This is a genomic window from Cellulomonas humilata, assembly GCF_030814415.1.
GTDB lineage: Bacteria > Actinomycetota > Actinomycetes > Actinomycetales > Cellulomonadaceae > Cellulomonas > Cellulomonas humilata_A.
Map to the genome: position 1 here is coordinate 258,213 of NZ_JAUSVB010000003.1, position 17,280 is coordinate 275,492.

Sequence of the window (17,280 nt, forward strand, 5' to 3'; positions counted from 1 at the left end):
CCTCGCGGACAGTGGCCGAGGCCACTGCCTCTCCGTTCCAGAAGTGCTCCCCGCCTCGGGTACACTTCTGGACGGCCCGGCGTCCGCGTCGGGTGATCGTGGTGGCTATAGCTCAGGTGGTAGAGCACCTGGTTGTGGTCCAGGGGGTCGCGGGTTCAAGTCCCGTTAGCCACCCCATCGCGTCGGGCGTCGACCTTCGGGTCGGCGCCCGTCGCCGTTCCCGGACCGGTCTCGCCCAGGCACAGCGCCTTGACCGGGTCGGCCAGCCGCGCGGCCAGAGCGGCCGTGTCGTCGAGGAACAGCCCCACCCACGCCAGCTGGAGCTCACGGTGCGCGGCTGACTCGGTCCGCGGCCCGCGATATCGGGCCAGCAGCTCGACCACCAGCTGCTGGGTGTCGGACGGTAGCTGTTCCGGCACCGGTGCGGAGCGCGTCACCAGCGCACCCGCGACCCCGTGGAACCACCCCGTCGTCCCGGCCGAGCGGGAGAGCAGCAGCGCCGAGATCTCCGCGTCGGCACCGGTCGGCACGGTCCTCGGTCGGTCGAGGCCGTCGATGGCTTCCGCGGCCAGCCGCAGCCGCCCGACGCCGTTGATCACCGCCGTGACGGTCGTCAGCCCTTCGGGTCGCACGCCGCGCTCGGCGAGGTACTGCCGGAGGGCGTCGTCCAGCCGGAGGGCGGCCGAGGCGGCCCCCGACCGGTCGGCACGCGGCACGTCGGCGGTCAGCGAGCTGCGCACCGTGTCACCCAGCAGGTCGGCCGTGGACCCGTACGCCTCCGCCAGGGCGTGCCGCACACGGGCCGCCGCGCTGCCGGGCCACAGGAGCAGCCCGACGACGAGGGCTGCCGCGCAGCCGATCGCCACGTCCTGCACCCGGACCAGCCCGACCTGCCAGCCGACCGGCTGCAGGAGGTTGAACAGGATCACCACGGCCACCGTGAACGCGGCCTGGCCGGCGGCGAACGAGACCGTCTGTGGCGCGAAGCCGGCGACGAGGATGGCGAGTGGCAGTAGCACCCACAACGTCGTCGGTCCCGTGCCGACGAGCAGGATCAGGCCTCCGCCGACGACGAAGCCCACGGCGGTTCCCAGCAACGCGCGCAGCACGGTCGACGTCGTGGTCAGCGCCGACGTGCGCAGCACCGACATCGCGCCGAGGACGACCCAGAACCCGTGCTGGACATGGCTGAGCTCGGCGACGAGCACCGCGATCGCGAGTCCGGCGCCGGTGCGCAGGGAGCTCTGCAGCCAGACGGAGTCCCGGTGCACCTGTCGAGCGGCGAGGTGGGCGGCCGCGGTGGCGGGACCGGCGGCGAGCGACGTCTGCCCCCGCCCGAGCAGCCGGTCGACGAGCGGCCGGGCGTCGGCTTCGGCCGAGGCCGCGGCGGTCCGCCCGACGAGCTCCGCCGCGTAGGCCCAGGCGTGTGCGCGCTGGGTGTGGTGGTCGCGCTGGTCAGGGGTCAGCGGTCGGCCGTGGACCAGCGCGTCCACCAGCTCGTCGGCTGCGGTCCGGCGGTCCTGGTCCAGGTCCGTGAGGGCGTCGTCGAGCCGACGTCGGGCGTCGCGAGCCGCAGGGGTGTGGGGGCCCGGTCCGAGCACCTCGCCTGCGGCGACCAGGACCGCGGAGCAGGCGCGCACCACCTGACGGGTCCAGGGTGGCCACCCCTCGTCCGAGGAGCTCGGCGCGGCCACCAGCTGGTGCAGCCACTCGAGCTCGTCGGCGAGGCGCAGGAGCAGGCGGCTGCCCGTGGTGAGGGTGACCGGCCGGTACGCGGTCCCGCGCAGCGCGCGCCGCAGCTCGCCGAACGCGCCGTCGAGCTCATCCGTGCCGACGACGCCACCGAGCCGCGCCCCGAGCGCCCCGCACACCCGGGCCGACGCAGCGCGCAGCCGGTCGTGCTCGCGGGGTGGCCACAGCAGCAACGCCGCGGGGACGCAGACGGCCGCGGCGAGCGCCCAGCCGAGGAGTCGCGCGCCGATCTCGCCGGGTGCGCTCGGCACGGTGACCGGGAGGATGAAGAGCAGCAGCGCGGCGTTGCGAGCCGACGCGATCGCCGCGGAGACCGTCCCCGCGAACGCGACGAGCGTGCCGACGACCAGCATCCCGACCGTCGCGGACCACCAGGACCGGGACACCACGGTGCCGAGGCAGATGAGCAGGGAACCGACGAGGACGAGACCGGTGTAGGCGCCGAGCCGACCGGCCGGACCGCCCGGGAAGTCGGCGAAGAGCAGGAGCGCGAACGTGCCGAAGACGCCGAACGTGACGACCTGCGGATCGCCGATCAGCTGGTGCGTGACCGCGAGGACGAGCGTGGCGGACAGGGTGAGCCGGACCGCGCGGTGCTGCGCGTAGCTCTCGGGGTCGTGCCGGCGCAGCCAGCGTCGGAGGCGGTGCATGTCACCTCCGACCCGGCGTGCTCAGCCTTCGGTACGCAGCGTGCCCTTCACCGACGTGGCGACGACCTCGGCGGCGATCTTCTTCGCGGCCGCGGAGTCAGGGCCGGGCTGCGCGGGCAGGAGTGCCGCGCGGTAGTAGCGCAGCTCGTCGATGCTCTCGAGGATGTCGGCCAGCGCGCGGTGGCCACCGTTCTTGCGGGGGGACGCGAAGTACACGCGCGGGTACCAGCGGCGCGCGAGCTCCTTGATCGACGACACGTCGATGACGCGGTAGTGCAGGTACGCCACCAGCTCGGCCATGTCGCGGTCGAGGAACGCCTTGTCGGTGCCCACCGAGTTGCCCGCCAGCGGCGCCTTGCCGGGGTCCGGCACCCACGTGCGGATGTACTCCAGGACCGTGGCCTGGGCGTCCTCGATCGTCGTGCCGGTCGACAGCTGGTCCAGCAGGCCCGACGTGGTGTGCATCGTGCGGACGAAGTCGTTCATCTGCTCGAGCGACTCCGCGGGCGGCGCGATGATGACGTCGACGCCCTCACCCAGCACGCGCAGCTCGGAGTCGGTCACCACGACTGCCACCTCGACCAGCGCGTCGGCGCCGAGGTCGAGCCCGGTCATCTCGCAGTCGATCCAGACGATGCGGTCGGCGCTCTCCTGGCCGGTCGGGGCGGGCGGGGGCGTCGGCGTGCTGGTCACGCAGGTCAGCCTAGGGGGCGTCGCGCGTCGGCGCGGTCGTGGGGTCGTCGTGTCCCGGTTAGCGTCGGTGCATGTCGGACGAACCTGCCCTGGCGCCACCGAGCACCAACGCCTTCGCCGCGCTGCGTGCTCGCCCGGTGCTGTGGGCCGTCCTGCCAGGACTCGTGCTCGTCGTCGCCGGGCTCGGGGTGTTCCTCTCCGTGCTCGACGGGGTGCAGGAGAAGGACGACCTGTGGGACCTCGACCAGCCGGTCCTCGACTGGCTCGTCGCGCACCGCACGGCCGGCTGGACGGCTGTGCTGGCGGCCATCACCTTCGTCACCGGGCCTACGGTCCTGCCGATCGTCGTCGGGGTCGCGTGCCTGGTCTGGGGCCTGGTGCGGCGCGAGTGGTGGCGGCCGGTGCTCCTCGCGGGGGCCATGGTCGCGTCGACCCTGATGAGTCTCGCCGTCAAAGGTCTGGTGGGACGCGAACGGCCCCCGGAGGACACGATGTTCGTGCCCGGCGCCGAGACGACGGCGTCCTTCCCCTCGGGCCACACCATCGGGACGGCGACGCTCCTGCTCGTCGCCGGCTACCTCGTGTGCAGCAGGAACCCGTCGGTGGCGCGGATCGTGGCGTGGGTCGTCGCGACCGTCGTCGGCACCGCCCTGGTCGCGCTGAGCCGGCTGTACCTCGGCTACCACTTCCTCACGGACGTCGTGGCGGCGGTGGCGCTCGCGGTCGTGGTGCTCGGGCTGGTCACCGTGGTGGACAGGCTGCACACGGGACCGCCGTCCCCTTAGCGGTGTGACTCCGGACCGGGGACCGTCGACGCCAGCCATGCGGCGACCGGGACGATCACGGCCACCGTCCCCGCGATCCACAGGCTCGCGGTCCAGGACGTGCCGGCCCAAAGCAGCACCCCGAGCGTGCCCGCGCCCGCGACGAGACCGATCCCGATCCGTTCGACCCATCGGACGAGGAACCGCCCGAGACGCCTCCGCGCGGGGAGCTGCGCAGCCGGGTCCGGGGTGTTGTGCCGACCCATCAGCGCCGCCCGCAGGTCCGGAGACGCGGGCGGGGGTGGCTCGGCATGGCGACATGGTGGCATGCATGACGGTGGGCGCGGACCAGTTCCTCGGGGAGGATTGGTCCGCGCCCACCGGGGTGTGGATCATCGGGCGACGAGGACGCCGACGGGGTTCGTCGGACGCGCCTGGACGCGCCGCGTATCCGGAGGTCGACCGGTGTTCGCGGCCGGCTGTCTGGCGTCGCGTGCGGCTTCGCGGACGCGCGCCTGGTGGGACTGGGCAAGGCGCTCGGCGTTCGCCTGGCGCGTGACCTCATAGGTCTGGTTCGGGTACACGGGGTGCTCCTCGGGCATGACGGTGTCCGGGCCGGAGCCCGGACGATGTGGGTGGTGTGGGAGTACTCGACCATGCGTCGGCGATCGTCGTCACGTGATTTTTCCGCCGCTTTCGCCCGATTTGACGCTGCTCTTCGCTGGCGGGATCTTGACGGACGTCGCCCGTCTGCCGTCTGGTTCGGCGGCGCCGTCCGGGAGAGGCTGCGCCGGTGCCCGCCCCCGCCCTCGCCGCACCGGCCACGAGTGCCGACGCCCAGCCACGCATCGGGCTCGCGCTCGGCACCGCGCTCTACGTCGCCTCGGTGCTCGGCACCGGGATCCTCCTGCTGCCCACCCTGGCGGCCCGTGCGGCCGGACCGGCGTCCCTCGTGGCCGTCGCCGCCGTCCTGCTCGCCTCCGTCCCGCTCGCCGCGGCGTTCGCCGCCCTCGCCACCCGGCACCCCGACTCCGGCGGCGTCGCGACCTACGTCCGGCTCGCCCTCGGACCCACCGCGGCACGGATGACCGGCTACTGGTTCTTCTTCGGCGTCTGCGTCGGCGCACCGGTCGTGGCACTGCTCGGGGCGCAGTACGTCGTCGCGATGCTCGGCGGCGCGCAGTGGCACGTCTACCTCGTCGGCGCGGCGTTCCTCGTCCCGCCGCTGGTCACCAACGCCGTCGGCCTGCGGCTCGCCGGACCCGTCCAGCTCGCGCTCACCGGCGCGCTCGTCGTCCTCGTCATCGGCGTGGTCCTGGTGTCCCTGCCCGCGGCCGACCCGGCGAACCTCGTGCCCTTCGCACCGCACGGGTGGGCGGGCGTCGGCGCCGCGGCGAGCCTGTACGTCTGGGCGTTCGCCGGCTGGGAAGCCGTGACGCACCTCGCCGGCGAGTTCCGGGACCCACGACGGACCATCCCGCGCGCCACGGCGATCGCGCTCGTCGTCGTCGGCGTCGCCTACCTGGCCCTGCAGTACGTAACGGTGACCGTCCTCGGCGACCACGCCGCGTCGTCGGACGTCCCGCTGATGGACCTGGTCGACGTCGGCCTGCCAGGAGTCGGCCGGGTCGCGGTGGCCGTCGTCGCGGGGATCGTGACGCTCGGCGTGCTCGGCACCTATGTCGGCGCCTTCGCCAAGCTCGGTGCGTCGCTCGGCCGCGACGGCGACCTGCCGCGCTGGGTGGCGCAGGGCGCGCAGCCGGGCGGCGTGCCGCGTCGCGCGCTGCTGCTCGCCGCCGCCCTGGCCGCGCTGTACTTCGCGATCGCCGTGGCCACCGGCGGCGAGCTCGAACCGTTCGTGCTCGTCCACACCAGCTGCATGGTCGCCATCTACGCCGTGGGCATGGCCGCCGCCGTGCGCCTGCTCGACCGGGGGAGCGCCGGCTGGTGGGCGGCCGTCGTCGCCTGCGTCCTGTCGCTCGGGCTCGCCGCGCTCGCGGGGTGGCACCTGGTGGTGCCGCTCGGGCTGGCGCTGGTGGCTGTGGCGGTCGGGGCGCTCCGGCGGGCCAGGGTCCCCCCCGTCGCGTGACCCGAGCCGTCTTCGTCCACAGATGTGGTCGAACCCGCTTCCGGTGCGCCCGGAATCGGTAGGTTCTCCCGCATGCGTGGACGGGGCAGCACGGCAGGGGCGTGGGTGGCATGGCAGCGGCGGGTAGTTCCGGCGCTGCTCGGGGTGGTGCTCGCGGCACTGGTCGCCGGGTGCACGGGTGGAGGGCCAGAACCCGCGGCGACGACGCCACCGCCTGTCGCGGAGGTGACACCGACGCCCACGCCGACACCGATCGTGAAGCCCGAGAGGCCCGCGGCGATGGACGAGCCGACGACCGACGGGGCGATCGCTGCGGCGACGTACTTCATGGCGCTGTACGACTACGCGTTCTCCGCCCGTGATGCGGAAAGCCTGTCGATGATGTCGGCAGAGACATGCAAGTTCTGCAAATACGTAGGCGACAGCGTCGCCGCCCTCGTGGTGTCCGGGCATACGTCAGTGGGTCCTCCAGTACGAGTCATCTCGGCCGTGTCCACCGAGATCAGGCCGGATGAGTGGTTCACCGCCCGACTGCAGGTGGCGCAGGACTCCACGCAAGAGCTAGCCGCCGACGGAACCGTGGTCTCGGAGTCGGAGGCGAACCTCACGGACTTCGTCTTCGCGCTGAGCTGGCTGGGTGACAGTTGGAGAGTTGAGGCCGTCGATCTCGCCGTGATCGAGAAGTGAGCCCCTCCACGCTCCTCACCATTGGTATCTCGGCACTGACGGCGCTCGCAGCGGTGACGAGCGACGATGAGCCCCCTTCAAACACGACCAACAGTCGTGACTTCGCGCATGGTGCACAAACGGTTGACCGCGGCCAGGCCTTCGAGGTCGCTGGTTCGTGGTCATTGCTACAGGCAACAGACGATGCGCCTGGAGGCACAGGGCCAGGAGTCGTGCCGACGACGATCTGGTCCTACATGAACGCGATGGCGTGCATGGATGCGCCCGGACACTGGGTGCCGGCGGGTGGTGACGGTGTATGCGTCAGCGGGGTACCGCAAGCGCCCGCGTTGGACTGTGCCGGCGAGGAGTGGGTCGAGCCACGCTGGCGGCGATATCAGGTGCCGCCGGCGACCGACTGGAGCGCCTGGGTGCAGGTGGACTACGGGTCGTGCGGTGGTGAGGTCGTGCCCGTGCTGACCGCGGAGGAGTTCCGGCGGTTGCCGTTGCCGGTGCCGGCGGTGCACATGCAGCCGGACACCGGGTGGGTGCTGGTGAACAAGGAGACGATCGTCTACACCGACCCGGCGCCCGTGACGCTGACGACGCAGCTGTTGGGTCGGAACGTGACGGTGGAGGCGACGCCGTCGCGGTACACGTACGGGTGGGGTGACGGGTCGGACCCCGAGAGGACCAGCGACCCGGGTGCGCCGTATCCGGCGTTCGACGTGTTCCACATCTACGAGGAACTCGGAGAGGTAGCGATCACGATCACCACGGAGTGGTCGGGCCGGTACCAGGTCGAGGGCGACCCGCAGTGGCGCGATGTCACGGGCACCGCCACGACCACCGCGACCGGTCCGGTCTTCGAGGTCCAGGAACGCCGCTCCCACCTCGTCTCGGGCCTCTGCACCGACGACCCGAAGCCGGTCGACTGCTGATCGATCTCTGGCAGATCTGCCACCCATCAAGTGGACGGAGGTGTGGGGTTCGGCGGGTTCGAGTCTTCGAGCCGCGACACAGCTGGATGGTGGACGGGCGCGGAGATGCGACGCTCCGGATCTGGGTGGCGTGGGGACCACCCGGCCGGCCCAGGCAACTCTCCGGGACCTGCGTTGGTGCCCTTGCGTGGGTGCCCCCGGCAGGACTCGAACCTGCAACCTACGGATTAGAAGGCCGTTGCTCTATCCATTGAGCTACGGGGGCTGGACGTGCGCCCACAAGCGTAACGGCGAGGCGCACGATCATCTGCTCGGCACGAACCGGACACGACTGCACCGCGTGGCGCGTTTTGCCAGGTCAGATCGCACCGCGACAATGGTCGCGTGAGCGCACAGCCCGGCACCGCGCCAGTGCAGCCTGTGCCGACCGCGCAGCCGCTGGCCCCGCACGCGCGCCATGCCGCCTCCGACCCGCGCGACGTCCTGGCGCGACCGCTGGCGGCGACGTCCCTGCTCGACGCGGTCCGGGACCTGCACCGCGACGTGGAGCGCACCGGGTTCCCGCTGGAGATCGACGGGATCGCCTCGGCCAGAGCGTCTCGGGCGCGGCTCGTCGACCAGCTCGGTGAGCACCTGGTCCCGCGCCTCACCGAGCTCTCGGCGCCGGCGGTCGTGGTGATCTCGGGCTCGACCGGTGCGGGCAAGTCGACGCTGGTGAACTCGTTGGTGGGGTCCGAGGTGAGCACGGCGGGGGTGCTGCGGCCGACGACGCGCCGACCGGTGCTGGTGCACAACCCGCTCGACGAGGAGCTGCTGTCGCACCACCCGGTGCTGGAGTCCGTGACGGTCGTCGCCGACGAGCAGGTGCCGCGCGGGATCGCGCTGCTGGACGCCCCGGACCTCGACTCGGTGCTGGAGTCGAACCGGGAGTCTGCGCATCGGCTGCTCGAGGCTGCTGACCTGTGGCTCTTCGTGACGACCGCTGCCCGCTACGGCGACGCGCTGCCGTGGCGTGTCCTGCAGGGCGCCGTCGACCGTGGGGCGTCCATCGCGATGGTGCTCAACCGGGTCCCGTCGGCGTCGCTGCCGACAGTGCGCGGCGACCTCCTGGACCGGCTCCGCGGCCACGGGCTGCAGGGGTCGCCGCTGTTCGTCGTCCCGGACCTCGGGCCGCACGAGGGCTTGCTGCCGGCCGCGGTCGTCGCGCCGATCCGGCGTTGGCTGGCGATGCTGGCCGGTCCGGACCGCGCGCGCACGGTCATCGGCCGCACCCTGCGTGGGTCGCTGGCCGCGCTTCGCCCCTGGGTGGACGAGCTGGCCGAGGCGGTGCAGGCGCAGGCCGACGCTGCCGGCACGATCGCGTCGGTCCTGGACGCGGCGATCGAGGCGCCGACCGCGCAGGCGTCGGCGTCGATCCGCGGCGGTGCCGTCGCGGACGGTGCGGTGCGGGCGCGGTGGTCGGAGCTTGCGGCGGACAGTGGTCCGCTCGGGCGGGTGGTCCGTCCGTCGGGTCGCATCCGGGGCTCCTCGCGGGAGGGCCGGGCGCGGGTCGCTGCGATCGAGCCGCTGGTGGAGGACCTGACCCGGTCGGCGGCAGCCACGCTGACGGCTGCCGGCGCGCACACCGAGGGTGTCCTCCGGGCCGCGCTCACCGGCCCCGACGCGCCTGTGGGTGGCGCGTCCGTCGATGCGGCCTGGGAGTCGTCGACGCTGCGTACGGGTCGACGGAGCGCCGCCGAGCAGGCTGCGCGTGCGTGGACGGCGCAGGGTCCGCGCGTGGTGCGCGCGGCGCTGACGGTCGGACCGGCACAGACGTCGCCCGACGGGATCGCGCGGCCGCGCCGGGACGTGGCGCGCGAGGCTCGTCGGCGGGCGAAGGCCGCGAACGCGCTGGGAGACGAAGGGCTGGCGGCCGTCGCGCTCGCCGCAGCCTCGGGGGTGCGCGAGGCCCGTGACCTCCTGGTGGACCTGATCGACGCCGCGGGCGAGCGTGCCGCCGACGAGCTGCGGGACGACCTGGTCGCCCGCGTGGCCGGCCAGGTGGCGGTCGAGCGTGCGGCGGTCGGCGAGGTGCTCTCCGACCCGGACCTCGCCGAGGACGCCTCGTCGCGGCTGCGGCTGCGGCTCGCCGTGCTGAAGGGACTGACGTGACCGAGACGATCGGCTCGACGCTGCACGGCGACGACACGGCAGCGCTCACGGCTCGCGTCGACGCGCTGGGCCGTGCTCTGGCGATCGGCGGTGCTCGACTGGCCCCGGCCGTGGTGAAGAAGGTCGTCGCGACGGTCGACAGCGTGCGTGAACGGCTCGACCTCGGGGTGGACCACACGGTCGTCGCGCTCGTCGGCGGCACCGGATCGGGCAAGTCGAGCCTGTTCAACTCGATCTGCCGGCTCGACTTCGCCGACGTGGGCGTCCGACGGCCGACGACGTCGGAGATCACGGCGTGCGTGTGGGGCGACGACGGCGGCCCTCTGCTCGACTGGCTCGGTGTCGTGCCGGACCGACGCATCCAGCGCGAGAGCCTGCTCGACGGCGAGAGCGAGGCGCCTCTGCGTGGCCTGGTGCTGCTCGACCTGCCCGACCATGACTCGATCGCCCCGGAGCACCGAGAGGTGGTCGACCGGCTGCTGCCACAGGCCGACCTGCTCGCCTGGGTGGTCGATCCGCAGAAGTACGCCGACGACGCCCTGCACAGCGGCTACCTGCGTCGGCTGGTCGGTCACGAGGCGTCGATGGTCGTGGTGCTCAACCAGGTCGACACGGTGCCGCCCGACGTGCGACCCGACCTGGTGGCTGACGTCGAGAACCTCCTGGTCGACGACGGGCTCACGGGCGTCCCGGTCCGGGAGGCGTCCGCCCGCACCGGCGAGGGCCTGGTCGCGCTGCGCGAGCTCCTGGCCACGTACGTGGAGTCGCGTTCGCTGGCCGCCCGGCGCGCGAGTGCCGAGCTGAACGACGCCGCCGCGCTGCTCGCGGCCGAGGTCGCGGCCCGTGAGCCCGCGCCGGCGGCCCTGTCGGTGACCGACGTCGTGGACCGGTTGGCTGCCGCGATCGGGTTGCCGGCCGTAGCCGCGGGAGTCGGTTCGGCCGTGCGGACCGGATCGTCCTCCGCGCCCGGGTTCGGTGCGGTCCAGGAGGACGCGGTCGAGCTGGCGCGGGCGACCTGGCTCGAAGCCGTGACCACCGGCCTGCCGCGCCGGTGGGGCAAGGACGTCGCCTCGCGGGTGGCGTCGACCGCCGAGATGCGCCTCGCCGTGACCGACGCCCTGACGCAGCTGACGCTCACCGCGCGACGCTCCGGTCTCGCGCTGGGGCTGACGGTCGCCGCCGTGCTGCTCGCCGGTGCGGCCCTGCTCGTCGGGTCGGTCGCGGTCGGCTCGCTGGTGGGGTCGGGGGAGCCGAACGTGTGGGCTCCCGTCGGGGCGGTCGTGCTGCTCGTTGCGGCGGTGGTCGCGTTCGTGGGGGCCGGTGCGGCCCGACGGTCGGCCGGACGGCGGAGGACCGCGCGCGTGCTGCAGGACGGTCGCTCGGCGCTCGAGAACGTGGCGCGCGCGAGGCTCGCGGTGCCCACCGAGGCGGTCCTGGCCGAGCACCGCACCGTGCGCGAGCTCGTCGCCACCGCCCGGTCCTGACCCGCCCACAGCCCCCTCCTCGGGGCGCACGGTCCACCGGTTCGCCGCCGTCCTCCACGCCGGGCAGGCTCCACGTCGACCCTGGTCGCACGAGCCCCGCAGCCGCAGGGGCACTGCACCGGAGGTTTCCCATGAGCACGCAGTCGCTGGACCTGACCGTCGTCGGGTGGATCGGCACGGACGTGCGGATCCACCACGAGTCGGACGGCGGCGTCCCGTTCACCACGTTCCGGCTGGGCAGCACGCGCCGCTGGTTCGACAAGCAGGCCGGCGTCTGGCGGGACGCGCAGACCGAGTGGTTCAACGTGAAGGTCTGGCGGACCACCGCGCTCAACGCCGCGCGGTCGCTGCGCAAGGGTGACCCGGTGATCGTGCAGGGTCTGCTGTCCACCGAGGAGTGGATCGGCGCCGACGGTCCCCGCACCTCGCTCGTGCTCGACGCGAGCGCGCTCGGTCCCAACCTGGCGTTCGGCAGCAGCCACTTCGCGCGGACGGTGAGCCCGACGGCCGCCGCCGGCACCGGAGACGGGACCGACGACGCCCCCGCCGACGTCTCCGATCTGGAGGAGATCCCGGAGGACGAGGAGGCCGGCCGCGCGCCGGTGGCCGACGACGAGCAGGAGCTCGCGCTGGCCGGTGCCAGGTGATCGCCTAGGCTGGGGCACCGGCAGCCCGACGACGTGGCCGGTCGGACCGCGCGCGATGCGCAACGCGGTCGACCAGCCTCGCGGGCGAGCCGGTCAGCAGTGCCCCGAGAAACGCGCCCCGAGAACCCAGCGTGCGGGGCGACCCCCATCGAGCACCGAGGCGGACGAAGAGCCAGTGGCTGAGTTCATCTACTCCATGTACAAGACGCGCAAGGCGCACGGCGACAAGGTCATCCTCGATGACGTCACCCTGAACTTCTTGCCGGGTGCCAAGATCGGCGTCGTCGGACCCAACGGCGCCGGCAAGTCGACGATCCTCAAGATCATGGCCGGTCTCGACCAGCCGTCGAACGGCGAGGCGCGCCTGAGCCCGGGCTACACGGTCGGCATCCTGCAGCAGGAGCCGCCGCTGAACGAGTCCAAGACGGTGCTCGGCAACGTCGAGGAGGGCGTCGCCGAGATCAAGGGCAAGCTCGACCGCTACAACGAGATCTCGGAACTCATGTCCGAGCCGGACGCCGACTTCGACGCCCTGCTGGCAGAGATGGGTGTCCTGCAGGAGGCCATCGACGCGGCCGACGCGTGGGACCTCGACGCGCAGCTGGACCAGGCGATGGACGCGCTGCGCTGCCCTCCGGGCGACGCGGACGTCACCGTGCTGTCCGGTGGTGAGCGCCGCCGGGTGGCCCTGTGCAAGCTGCTCCTGGAGAAGCCTGACCTGCTGCTCCTCGACGAGCCCACCAACCACCTCGACGCCGAGAGCGTGCTCTGGCTCGAGGCGCACCTCAAGGACTACCCCGGCGCCATCCTGGCCGTCACCCACGACCGGTACTTCCTCGACCACGTGGCCGAGTGGATCTGCGAGGTCGACCGCGGACGGCTGTACCCGTACGAGGGCAACTACTCGACGTACCTGGAGAAGAAGGGCGAGCGTCTCGCCATCCAGGGCAAGAAGGACCTGAAGCTCGCCAAGCGCCTCAAGGAGGAGCTGGAGTGGGTCCGGTCCAACGCCAAGGGCCGGCAGACCAAGTCCAAGTCGCGCCTCGCGCGCTACGAGGAGATGGCGGCGGAGGCGGACCGCACCAGGAAGCTGGACTTCGAGGAGATCCAGATCCCGCCGGGTCCGCGCCTGGGCTCGATCGTGCTGGAGGCGAAGGACCTGCAGAAGGGCTTCGACGGGCGTGTGCTCATCGACGGCCTCAGCTTCACGCTCCCGCGCAACGGCATCGTCGGCGTCATCGGCCCCAACGGCGTCGGCAAGACCACGCTGTTCAAGACGATCGTCGGGCTCGAGCCGCTGGACAAGGGCGACCTCAAGGTCGGCGAGACGGTGTCGATCTCCTACGTCGACCAGTCGCGCGGCGGTATCGACCCCAAGAAGACCCTGTTCGAGGTCGTCTCGGACGGGCTGGACTTCCTCAAGGTCGGCAACGTCGAGATGCCGTCGCGGGCGTACGTCGCCGCGTTCGGCTTCAAGGGACCCGACCAGCAGAAGCCCGCGGGCGTCCTGTCCGGTGGTGAGCGCAACCGTCTGAACCTCGCGCTCACGCTGAAGCAGGGCGGCAACCTGCTGCTCCTCGACGAGCCCACCAACGACCTGGACGTCGAGACGCTCGGCTCGCTGGAGAACGCCCTGCTCGAGTTCCCGGGCTGCGCCGTCGTGGTGTCCCACGACCGGTGGTTCCTCGACCGGGTGGCGACGCACATCCTGGCCTACGAGGGCACCGAGGAGAACCCGGGCAACTGGTACTGGTTCGAGGGCAACTTCGCCTCCTACGAGGAGAACAAGGTCGAGCGCCTCGGTCCCGACGCGGCCCGCCCGCACCGCGTGACGTACCGCAAGCTGCGCCGCGACTGAGCGCACTCCCGCAGCCGCCCGCTCCCGAGGGAGCGGGCGGCCTTCGTCGTCAGTGAGCCGCCCGCGACCTGCACGGATACGCTGCTGACGACCTGAGAGGCGGTGCGGCAATGGAGCACGACGAGCTCGTCGGTGCGCTGCTCGCGCTGCGCGAACGGGTCGCGGAGCTGCGCCTGCCGCTCGAGACCGCCGCTGCACCGAACGCGCGGGCGGACCGCACGCGCGTCCTCGACCAGCTCGACGACTACCTGCTGCCGCGACTGCGAGACCCCGGCGCCCCGGTGCTCGTGGTCGTGGGCGGCTCCACCGGTGCGGGCAAGTCGACGGTGGTCAACTCGCTGGTCGGCGCGGAGGTCAGCCCGTCGGGGGTGCTGCGCCCGACCACCCGCTGGCCGGTCCTCGTGCACCACCCGCTGGACGTGCGCTGGTTCAGCTCGGACCGGGTGCTGCCCTCGCTGACCCGCGCGGACGCGGCGGGGGAGCAGGGTCTGACCGGCGCGCGTCCGGGGCTCCGGCTGGTCGCGTCCGAGGCGGTCCCGGTGGGCCTCGCCCTGTTGGACGCACCCGACGTGGACTCCGTCGAGGAGGGCAACCGCATCCTGGCTGCCCAGCTGCTGGGGGCCGCGGACGTCTGGCTGTTCGTCACCACCGCCGCGCGGTACGCCGACGCCGTGCCCTGGGAGCTGCTGGCCGACGCCGCGCGCCGGGGGACGCACCTCGCGCTCGTGCTCGACCGGGTGGACCCCGGTGCCGAGACCGCGGTGGGTGATCACCTACGGCAGATGCTCGCCGACGCGGGCCTGGCGTCCGCCACGGTCATCGTCGTCCCGGAGGTCGAGCTGGAGGACGGGCTGCTGCCCGAGGCGGCCATCGGGCCCATCGCGGACGTGCTCACCCGAACGGCGACGGACCCGGCCTTCCGAGCCGCGGCGCTGGCCGAGACGTGGGACGGCGCCGTGGCGGACGTGTCCCGGCGCGCGCTCGACCTGGCGACCGCCGCCGACGAGCAGCAGGCGGCGGACGTGCGGCTGCGCGCGGCGGTCACGGCGGCGTACGCGACGGCGACGGACCAGATCGCCCACGCGACGTCGGACGGGTCGCTGCTGCGCGGCGAGGTGCTGGCGCGGTGGCAGGACGTCGTCGGCACCAGCGAGTGGTTCCGGTCGCTCGAGCAGGGGGTGTCCCGGTTGCGCGACCGGGTCGTGGGCTTCGTGCGCGGTCGCCGACCGGCGGAACCGGCACTGGTCGAGGCCGTGGCCCACGGCTTGTCCGCGGTCATCCAGGACGCCGCCGAGGAGGCCGCCGAGACCGCGCACTCGGCGTGGCGTCACGACCCGGCGGGCCGGGCGCTGCTGGACGGGCTGGCGCTGTCCCGGGCGTCGACGGACCTGCGCGCACGGACGGCCGAGCAGGTGCGGGCGTGGCAGGGCGACGTGCTGGGCCTCGTGGAGACGGAGGGCGCCGACCGGCGGACCACCGCGCGGGCGCTGTCCTACGGCGTCAACGGGCTCGGCGCGGTCCTGATGGTCGCGGTCTTCGCGTCCACCGGCGGGCTCACGGGCGCCGAGGTGGGCATCGTCGGCGGCTCCGCGCTCCTCGCGCAGCGCGTGCTCGAGGCGGTGTTCGGCGACGAGGCCGTCCGCCGGCTCACGCAGGAGGCGCACGAGCGGCTCGCCCTCCGCACCGACGCCCTGCTCGACGAGGAGTCGTCACGGTTCACCCGCCAGCTGGACGCGACGGGAGCCGCCGGCCGGGACGGCGACGACCTGCGCGCGACGGCCGCGCGGGTGCGGTCGGCGATGTCGACACGGACCGCCGCGGCCGCGTGGGGCAAGGGCGACCTCCCGGCCGGTGGCGGCGGGCACCTGCGTGGGACCGGCGCCGTCGCGCGGTCCGACGAGGTCGCCGAGACGGAGCAGCCGGAGCGCACCCGGTGGTGGTCACGCTGGTGGCGGTGAACCGGGTGAGCGGGGCGGCCGGCACGCTGCGCGGACGGGTCGCGGCGCTGGACGAGGCTGTCGGGCTCGGACGCGGACGACTGCCGGACGCCACGCTCGAGGTGCCCGCGGCGGTGGTGGCCCGTGCCCGCGACCGTGCCGCGCTGTCCGGCGAGTACACGGTGGTGGCGCTCGCGGGCGCGACCGGCTCGGGGAAGTCGTCGCTGCTCAACGCGCTCGCGGACGCGCGCATCGCGGAACCCGGGGTGCGTCGCCCGACCACGGGGCACCCGGTCGCGGTGATCGTCCCGGCCACGGGCGCCGGCGCTGAGCACGGTGCCGACGAGCTGCTCGACTGGCTCGACGTCCGCGACCGGCACGTGGCCGGCAGCCGCGTCCTGCAGGAGTCCGCCACCGGTCTCGTGCTCCTCGACCTGCCCGACCACGACTCCGTCGTCACGGAGCACCGCACGATCGCCGAGCGCCTGTACGAGCGGGTCGACCTGCTGGTGTGGGTGGTGGACCCGCAGAAGTACGCCGACGCGGCTCTGCACGCCCGGTACCTGCGCGGTCTTCGCGACCACGCGGGCGTCGTGGTCCTCGTGCTCAACCAGGCCGACCGGCTCGCCCCTGCCGAGCAGCGTGCGATGGTCGCGGACCTGCAACGCCTCGCGACGGAGGACGGGCTGGGCGCGTCGCCGGTGCTCGCGGTCAGCGCCTCGACCGGCGCCGGCGTCACCGAGCTGCGGGACCTGCTGGCCCGGGCCGCGCAGCGACGACTCGCGGCGACGGAGCGGGTGGCCGGGGACGTGCGGCAGGCTGCGCGTGCGCTGGTGGACGCCTGCGGGTCGCCGCCGGACGCGCGGCGCGAGGTCGGCGCTGCCGCTGCGCTGGTGCGCGCGTGGGAGTCCGCGGCAGGCGTGGACGAGGTCGCCGACGCCGTGCGGCGCTCGACCAAGCGGTCGGCGCGCGCTGCGACCGGCTGGCCGGTGACGCGGTGGGTCGCCCGGCTGCGCCCCGACCCGCTGCGGCGCCTCGGCCTGGGTCGCGAACGCGTCCAGGCGGGGCAGGACAACCTGCTGCGCTCGTCCCGGTCGGCCCCGGCGGCGGGTGAGCGGTCTGCCGCCCTCAGCGCGGTGCGCTCGTACGTCGACGCCGCGACGGCCGGTGCACCCGACCACTGGGTGCTCGCCGCCCGGTCCCGCGCGGCCGAGGTGAAGCTGGACGACGTGCTGGACCGGACCGTCGTGCGCGTCCCGCTGGGGAACGCCCGGGTGCCGTGGACGTGGCGTGTGCTGGCGTTCCTCCAGTGGGTGCTGCTCACCGTGGCGGCGGCCGGGCTCCTCTGGCTCCTCCTGCTCGCCGGCCTGGGCTGGCTCCAGCTTCCGCAACCGGAGACGCCGATGTGGTGGGGGTTCCCCGCGCCGACCGTCCTGCTGCTCGGTGCAGTGCTGGCAGGGCTGCTCGTCGCCGGGCTCGGCTGGATGCTCGGTGTCCTCGCGGGTCGACGTCGGGCGGCCAAGGCGCGCCGGAAGCTCGGCGCCTCGGTGGCGCAGGCCGTGAACGACCACGTCATCGGGCCGGTGGCCGGGGAGATGGACGCGCTGGCCCGGTGCCGCGCGGCCGCGTCGAAGGCTGCGGCCTGACC

At 73.5% G+C, this 17,280-nt stretch carries 14 protein-coding genes and 2 tRNA genes; 11 read left to right on the forward strand and 5 right to left on the reverse strand.

Translation table 11 applies throughout. From position 1 onward, the window contains the following. Positions 1–101 precede the first annotated feature (101 nt). Positions 102–177 (forward strand) — tRNA-His (locus J2X26_RS12285). On the opposite strand, the gene J2X26_RS12290 is transcribed toward J2X26_RS12285, so the two are convergent. Then, positions 156–2,402 (reverse strand): FUSC family protein, encoded by a 2,247-nt coding sequence (locus tag J2X26_RS12290; protein WP_307492642.1) that lies wholly within the window; start codon positions 2,400–2,402, stop codon positions 156–158. The two genes, J2X26_RS12285 and J2X26_RS12290, sit on opposite strands and share 22 nt — an antisense overlap. Before the next feature lie 21 nt (positions 2,403–2,423). Next, on the reverse strand, positions 2,424–3,095 hold the full coding sequence (orn, locus tag J2X26_RS12295; protein ID WP_307492644.1) for an oligoribonuclease: 672 nt from the start codon (positions 3,093–3,095) through the stop codon (positions 2,424–2,426). A gap of 71 nt (positions 3,096–3,166) precedes the next feature. Between orn and J2X26_RS12300 the strand changes: the two genes are divergently transcribed. Continuing rightward, on the forward strand, positions 3,167–3,880 hold the full coding sequence (locus J2X26_RS12300) for a phosphatase PAP2 family protein (RefSeq protein ID WP_307492646.1): 714 nt from the start codon (positions 3,167–3,169) through the stop codon (positions 3,878–3,880). On the opposite strand, the gene J2X26_RS12305 is transcribed toward J2X26_RS12300, so the two are convergent. Together J2X26_RS12305 and J2X26_RS12310 are read right to left on the reverse strand one after the other, a co-directional pair. After that, positions 3,877–4,125, reverse strand: a complete 249-nt coding sequence (locus J2X26_RS12305) for a hypothetical protein (RefSeq protein ID WP_307492649.1) — start codon at positions 4,123–4,125, stop codon at positions 3,877–3,879. The two genes, J2X26_RS12300 and J2X26_RS12305, sit on opposite strands and share 4 nt — an antisense overlap. 126 nt (positions 4,126–4,251) lie before the next feature. Then, on the reverse strand, positions 4,252–4,443 hold the full coding sequence (locus J2X26_RS12310; protein WP_307492650.1) for a hypothetical protein: 192 nt from the start codon (positions 4,441–4,443) through the stop codon (positions 4,252–4,254). A gap of 209 nt (positions 4,444–4,652) precedes the next feature. Between J2X26_RS12310 and J2X26_RS12315 the strand changes: the two genes are divergently transcribed. From J2X26_RS12315 to J2X26_RS12325, 3 genes are all read left to right on the forward strand, one after another. After that, complete coding sequence (locus J2X26_RS12315; protein ID WP_307492651.1) at positions 4,653–5,948, forward strand: APC family permease; 1,296 nt, start codon at positions 4,653–4,655, stop codon at positions 5,946–5,948. A gap of 105 nt (positions 5,949–6,053) precedes the next feature. Next, positions 6,054–6,635: a DUF6318 family protein gene (locus J2X26_RS12320; RefSeq protein ID WP_307492653.1), complete on the forward strand. Its 582-nt coding sequence runs from the start codon at positions 6,054–6,056 to the stop codon at positions 6,633–6,635. Positions 6,636–7,015: 380 nt separating this feature from the next. Then, positions 7,016–7,555, forward strand: a complete 540-nt coding sequence (locus J2X26_RS12325) for a hypothetical protein (protein WP_307492655.1) — start codon at positions 7,016–7,018, stop codon at positions 7,553–7,555. A gap of 192 nt (positions 7,556–7,747) precedes the next feature. On the opposite strand, the gene J2X26_RS12330 is transcribed toward J2X26_RS12325, so the two are convergent. Next, a tRNA-Arg gene (locus J2X26_RS12330) sits at positions 7,748–7,820 on the reverse strand. Positions 7,821–7,939: 119 nt separating this feature from the next. On the opposite strand from J2X26_RS12330, the gene J2X26_RS12335 reads away from it, so the two are divergent. The 6 genes from J2X26_RS12335 to J2X26_RS12360 all read left to right on the forward strand — a co-directional run bounded on the left by J2X26_RS12335 (position 7,940) and on the right by J2X26_RS12360 (position 17,278). Continuing rightward, the gene (locus J2X26_RS12335) at positions 7,940–9,706 is read left to right on the forward strand and encodes a GTPase (protein WP_307492657.1); all 1,767 of its coding nucleotides are present in this window, start codon (positions 7,940–7,942) and stop codon (positions 9,704–9,706) included. Beyond that, positions 9,703–11,190: a GTPase gene (locus J2X26_RS12340; protein ID WP_307492659.1), complete on the forward strand. Its 1,488-nt coding sequence runs from the start codon at positions 9,703–9,705 to the stop codon at positions 11,188–11,190. The genes J2X26_RS12335 and J2X26_RS12340 overlap by 4 nt, the downstream gene beginning before the upstream one ends. A gap of 131 nt (positions 11,191–11,321) precedes the next feature. Next, complete coding sequence (locus J2X26_RS12345; protein WP_307492660.1) at positions 11,322–11,837, forward strand: single-stranded DNA-binding protein; 516 nt, start codon at positions 11,322–11,324, stop codon at positions 11,835–11,837. Between the two features lie 175 nt (positions 11,838–12,012). Next, the gene (gene ettA / locus J2X26_RS12350; protein WP_307492661.1) at positions 12,013–13,695 is read left to right on the forward strand and encodes an energy-dependent translational throttle protein EttA; all 1,683 of its coding nucleotides are present in this window, start codon (positions 12,013–12,015) and stop codon (positions 13,693–13,695) included. Positions 13,696–13,805: 110 nt separating this feature from the next. Beyond that, positions 13,806–15,653, forward strand: coding sequence for a dynamin family protein (locus tag J2X26_RS12355; protein ID WP_307492662.1), 1,848 nt, complete (start codon positions 13,806–13,808; stop codon positions 15,651–15,653). Then, positions 15,629–17,278, forward strand: a complete 1,650-nt coding sequence (locus tag J2X26_RS12360) for a GTPase (RefSeq protein WP_307492664.1) — start codon at positions 15,629–15,631, stop codon at positions 17,276–17,278. Before J2X26_RS12355 ends, J2X26_RS12360 begins: the two co-directional genes overlap by 25 nt. Positions 17,279–17,280 lie beyond the last annotated feature (2 nt).

Bases quoted from the DNA above. Each gene is read 5' to 3' on its own strand.
- J2X26_RS12290 (WP_307492642.1), bottom strand. From the start codon at position 2,402: ATGCACCGCCTCCGACGCTGGCTGCGCCGGCACGACCCCGAGAGCTAC.
- J2X26_RS12300 (WP_307492646.1), top strand. From the start codon at position 3,167: ATGTCGGACGAACCTGCCCTGGCGCCACCGAGCACCAACGCCTTCGCC.
- J2X26_RS12305 (WP_307492649.1), bottom strand. From the start codon at position 4,125: ATGGGTCGGCACAACACCCCGGACCCGGCTGCGCAGCTCCCCGCGCGG.
- J2X26_RS12345 (WP_307492660.1), top strand. From the start codon at position 11,322: ATGAGCACGCAGTCGCTGGACCTGACCGTCGTCGGGTGGATCGGCACG.
- J2X26_RS12355 (WP_307492662.1), top strand. From the start codon at position 13,806: ATGGAGCACGACGAGCTCGTCGGTGCGCTGCTCGCGCTGCGCGAACGG.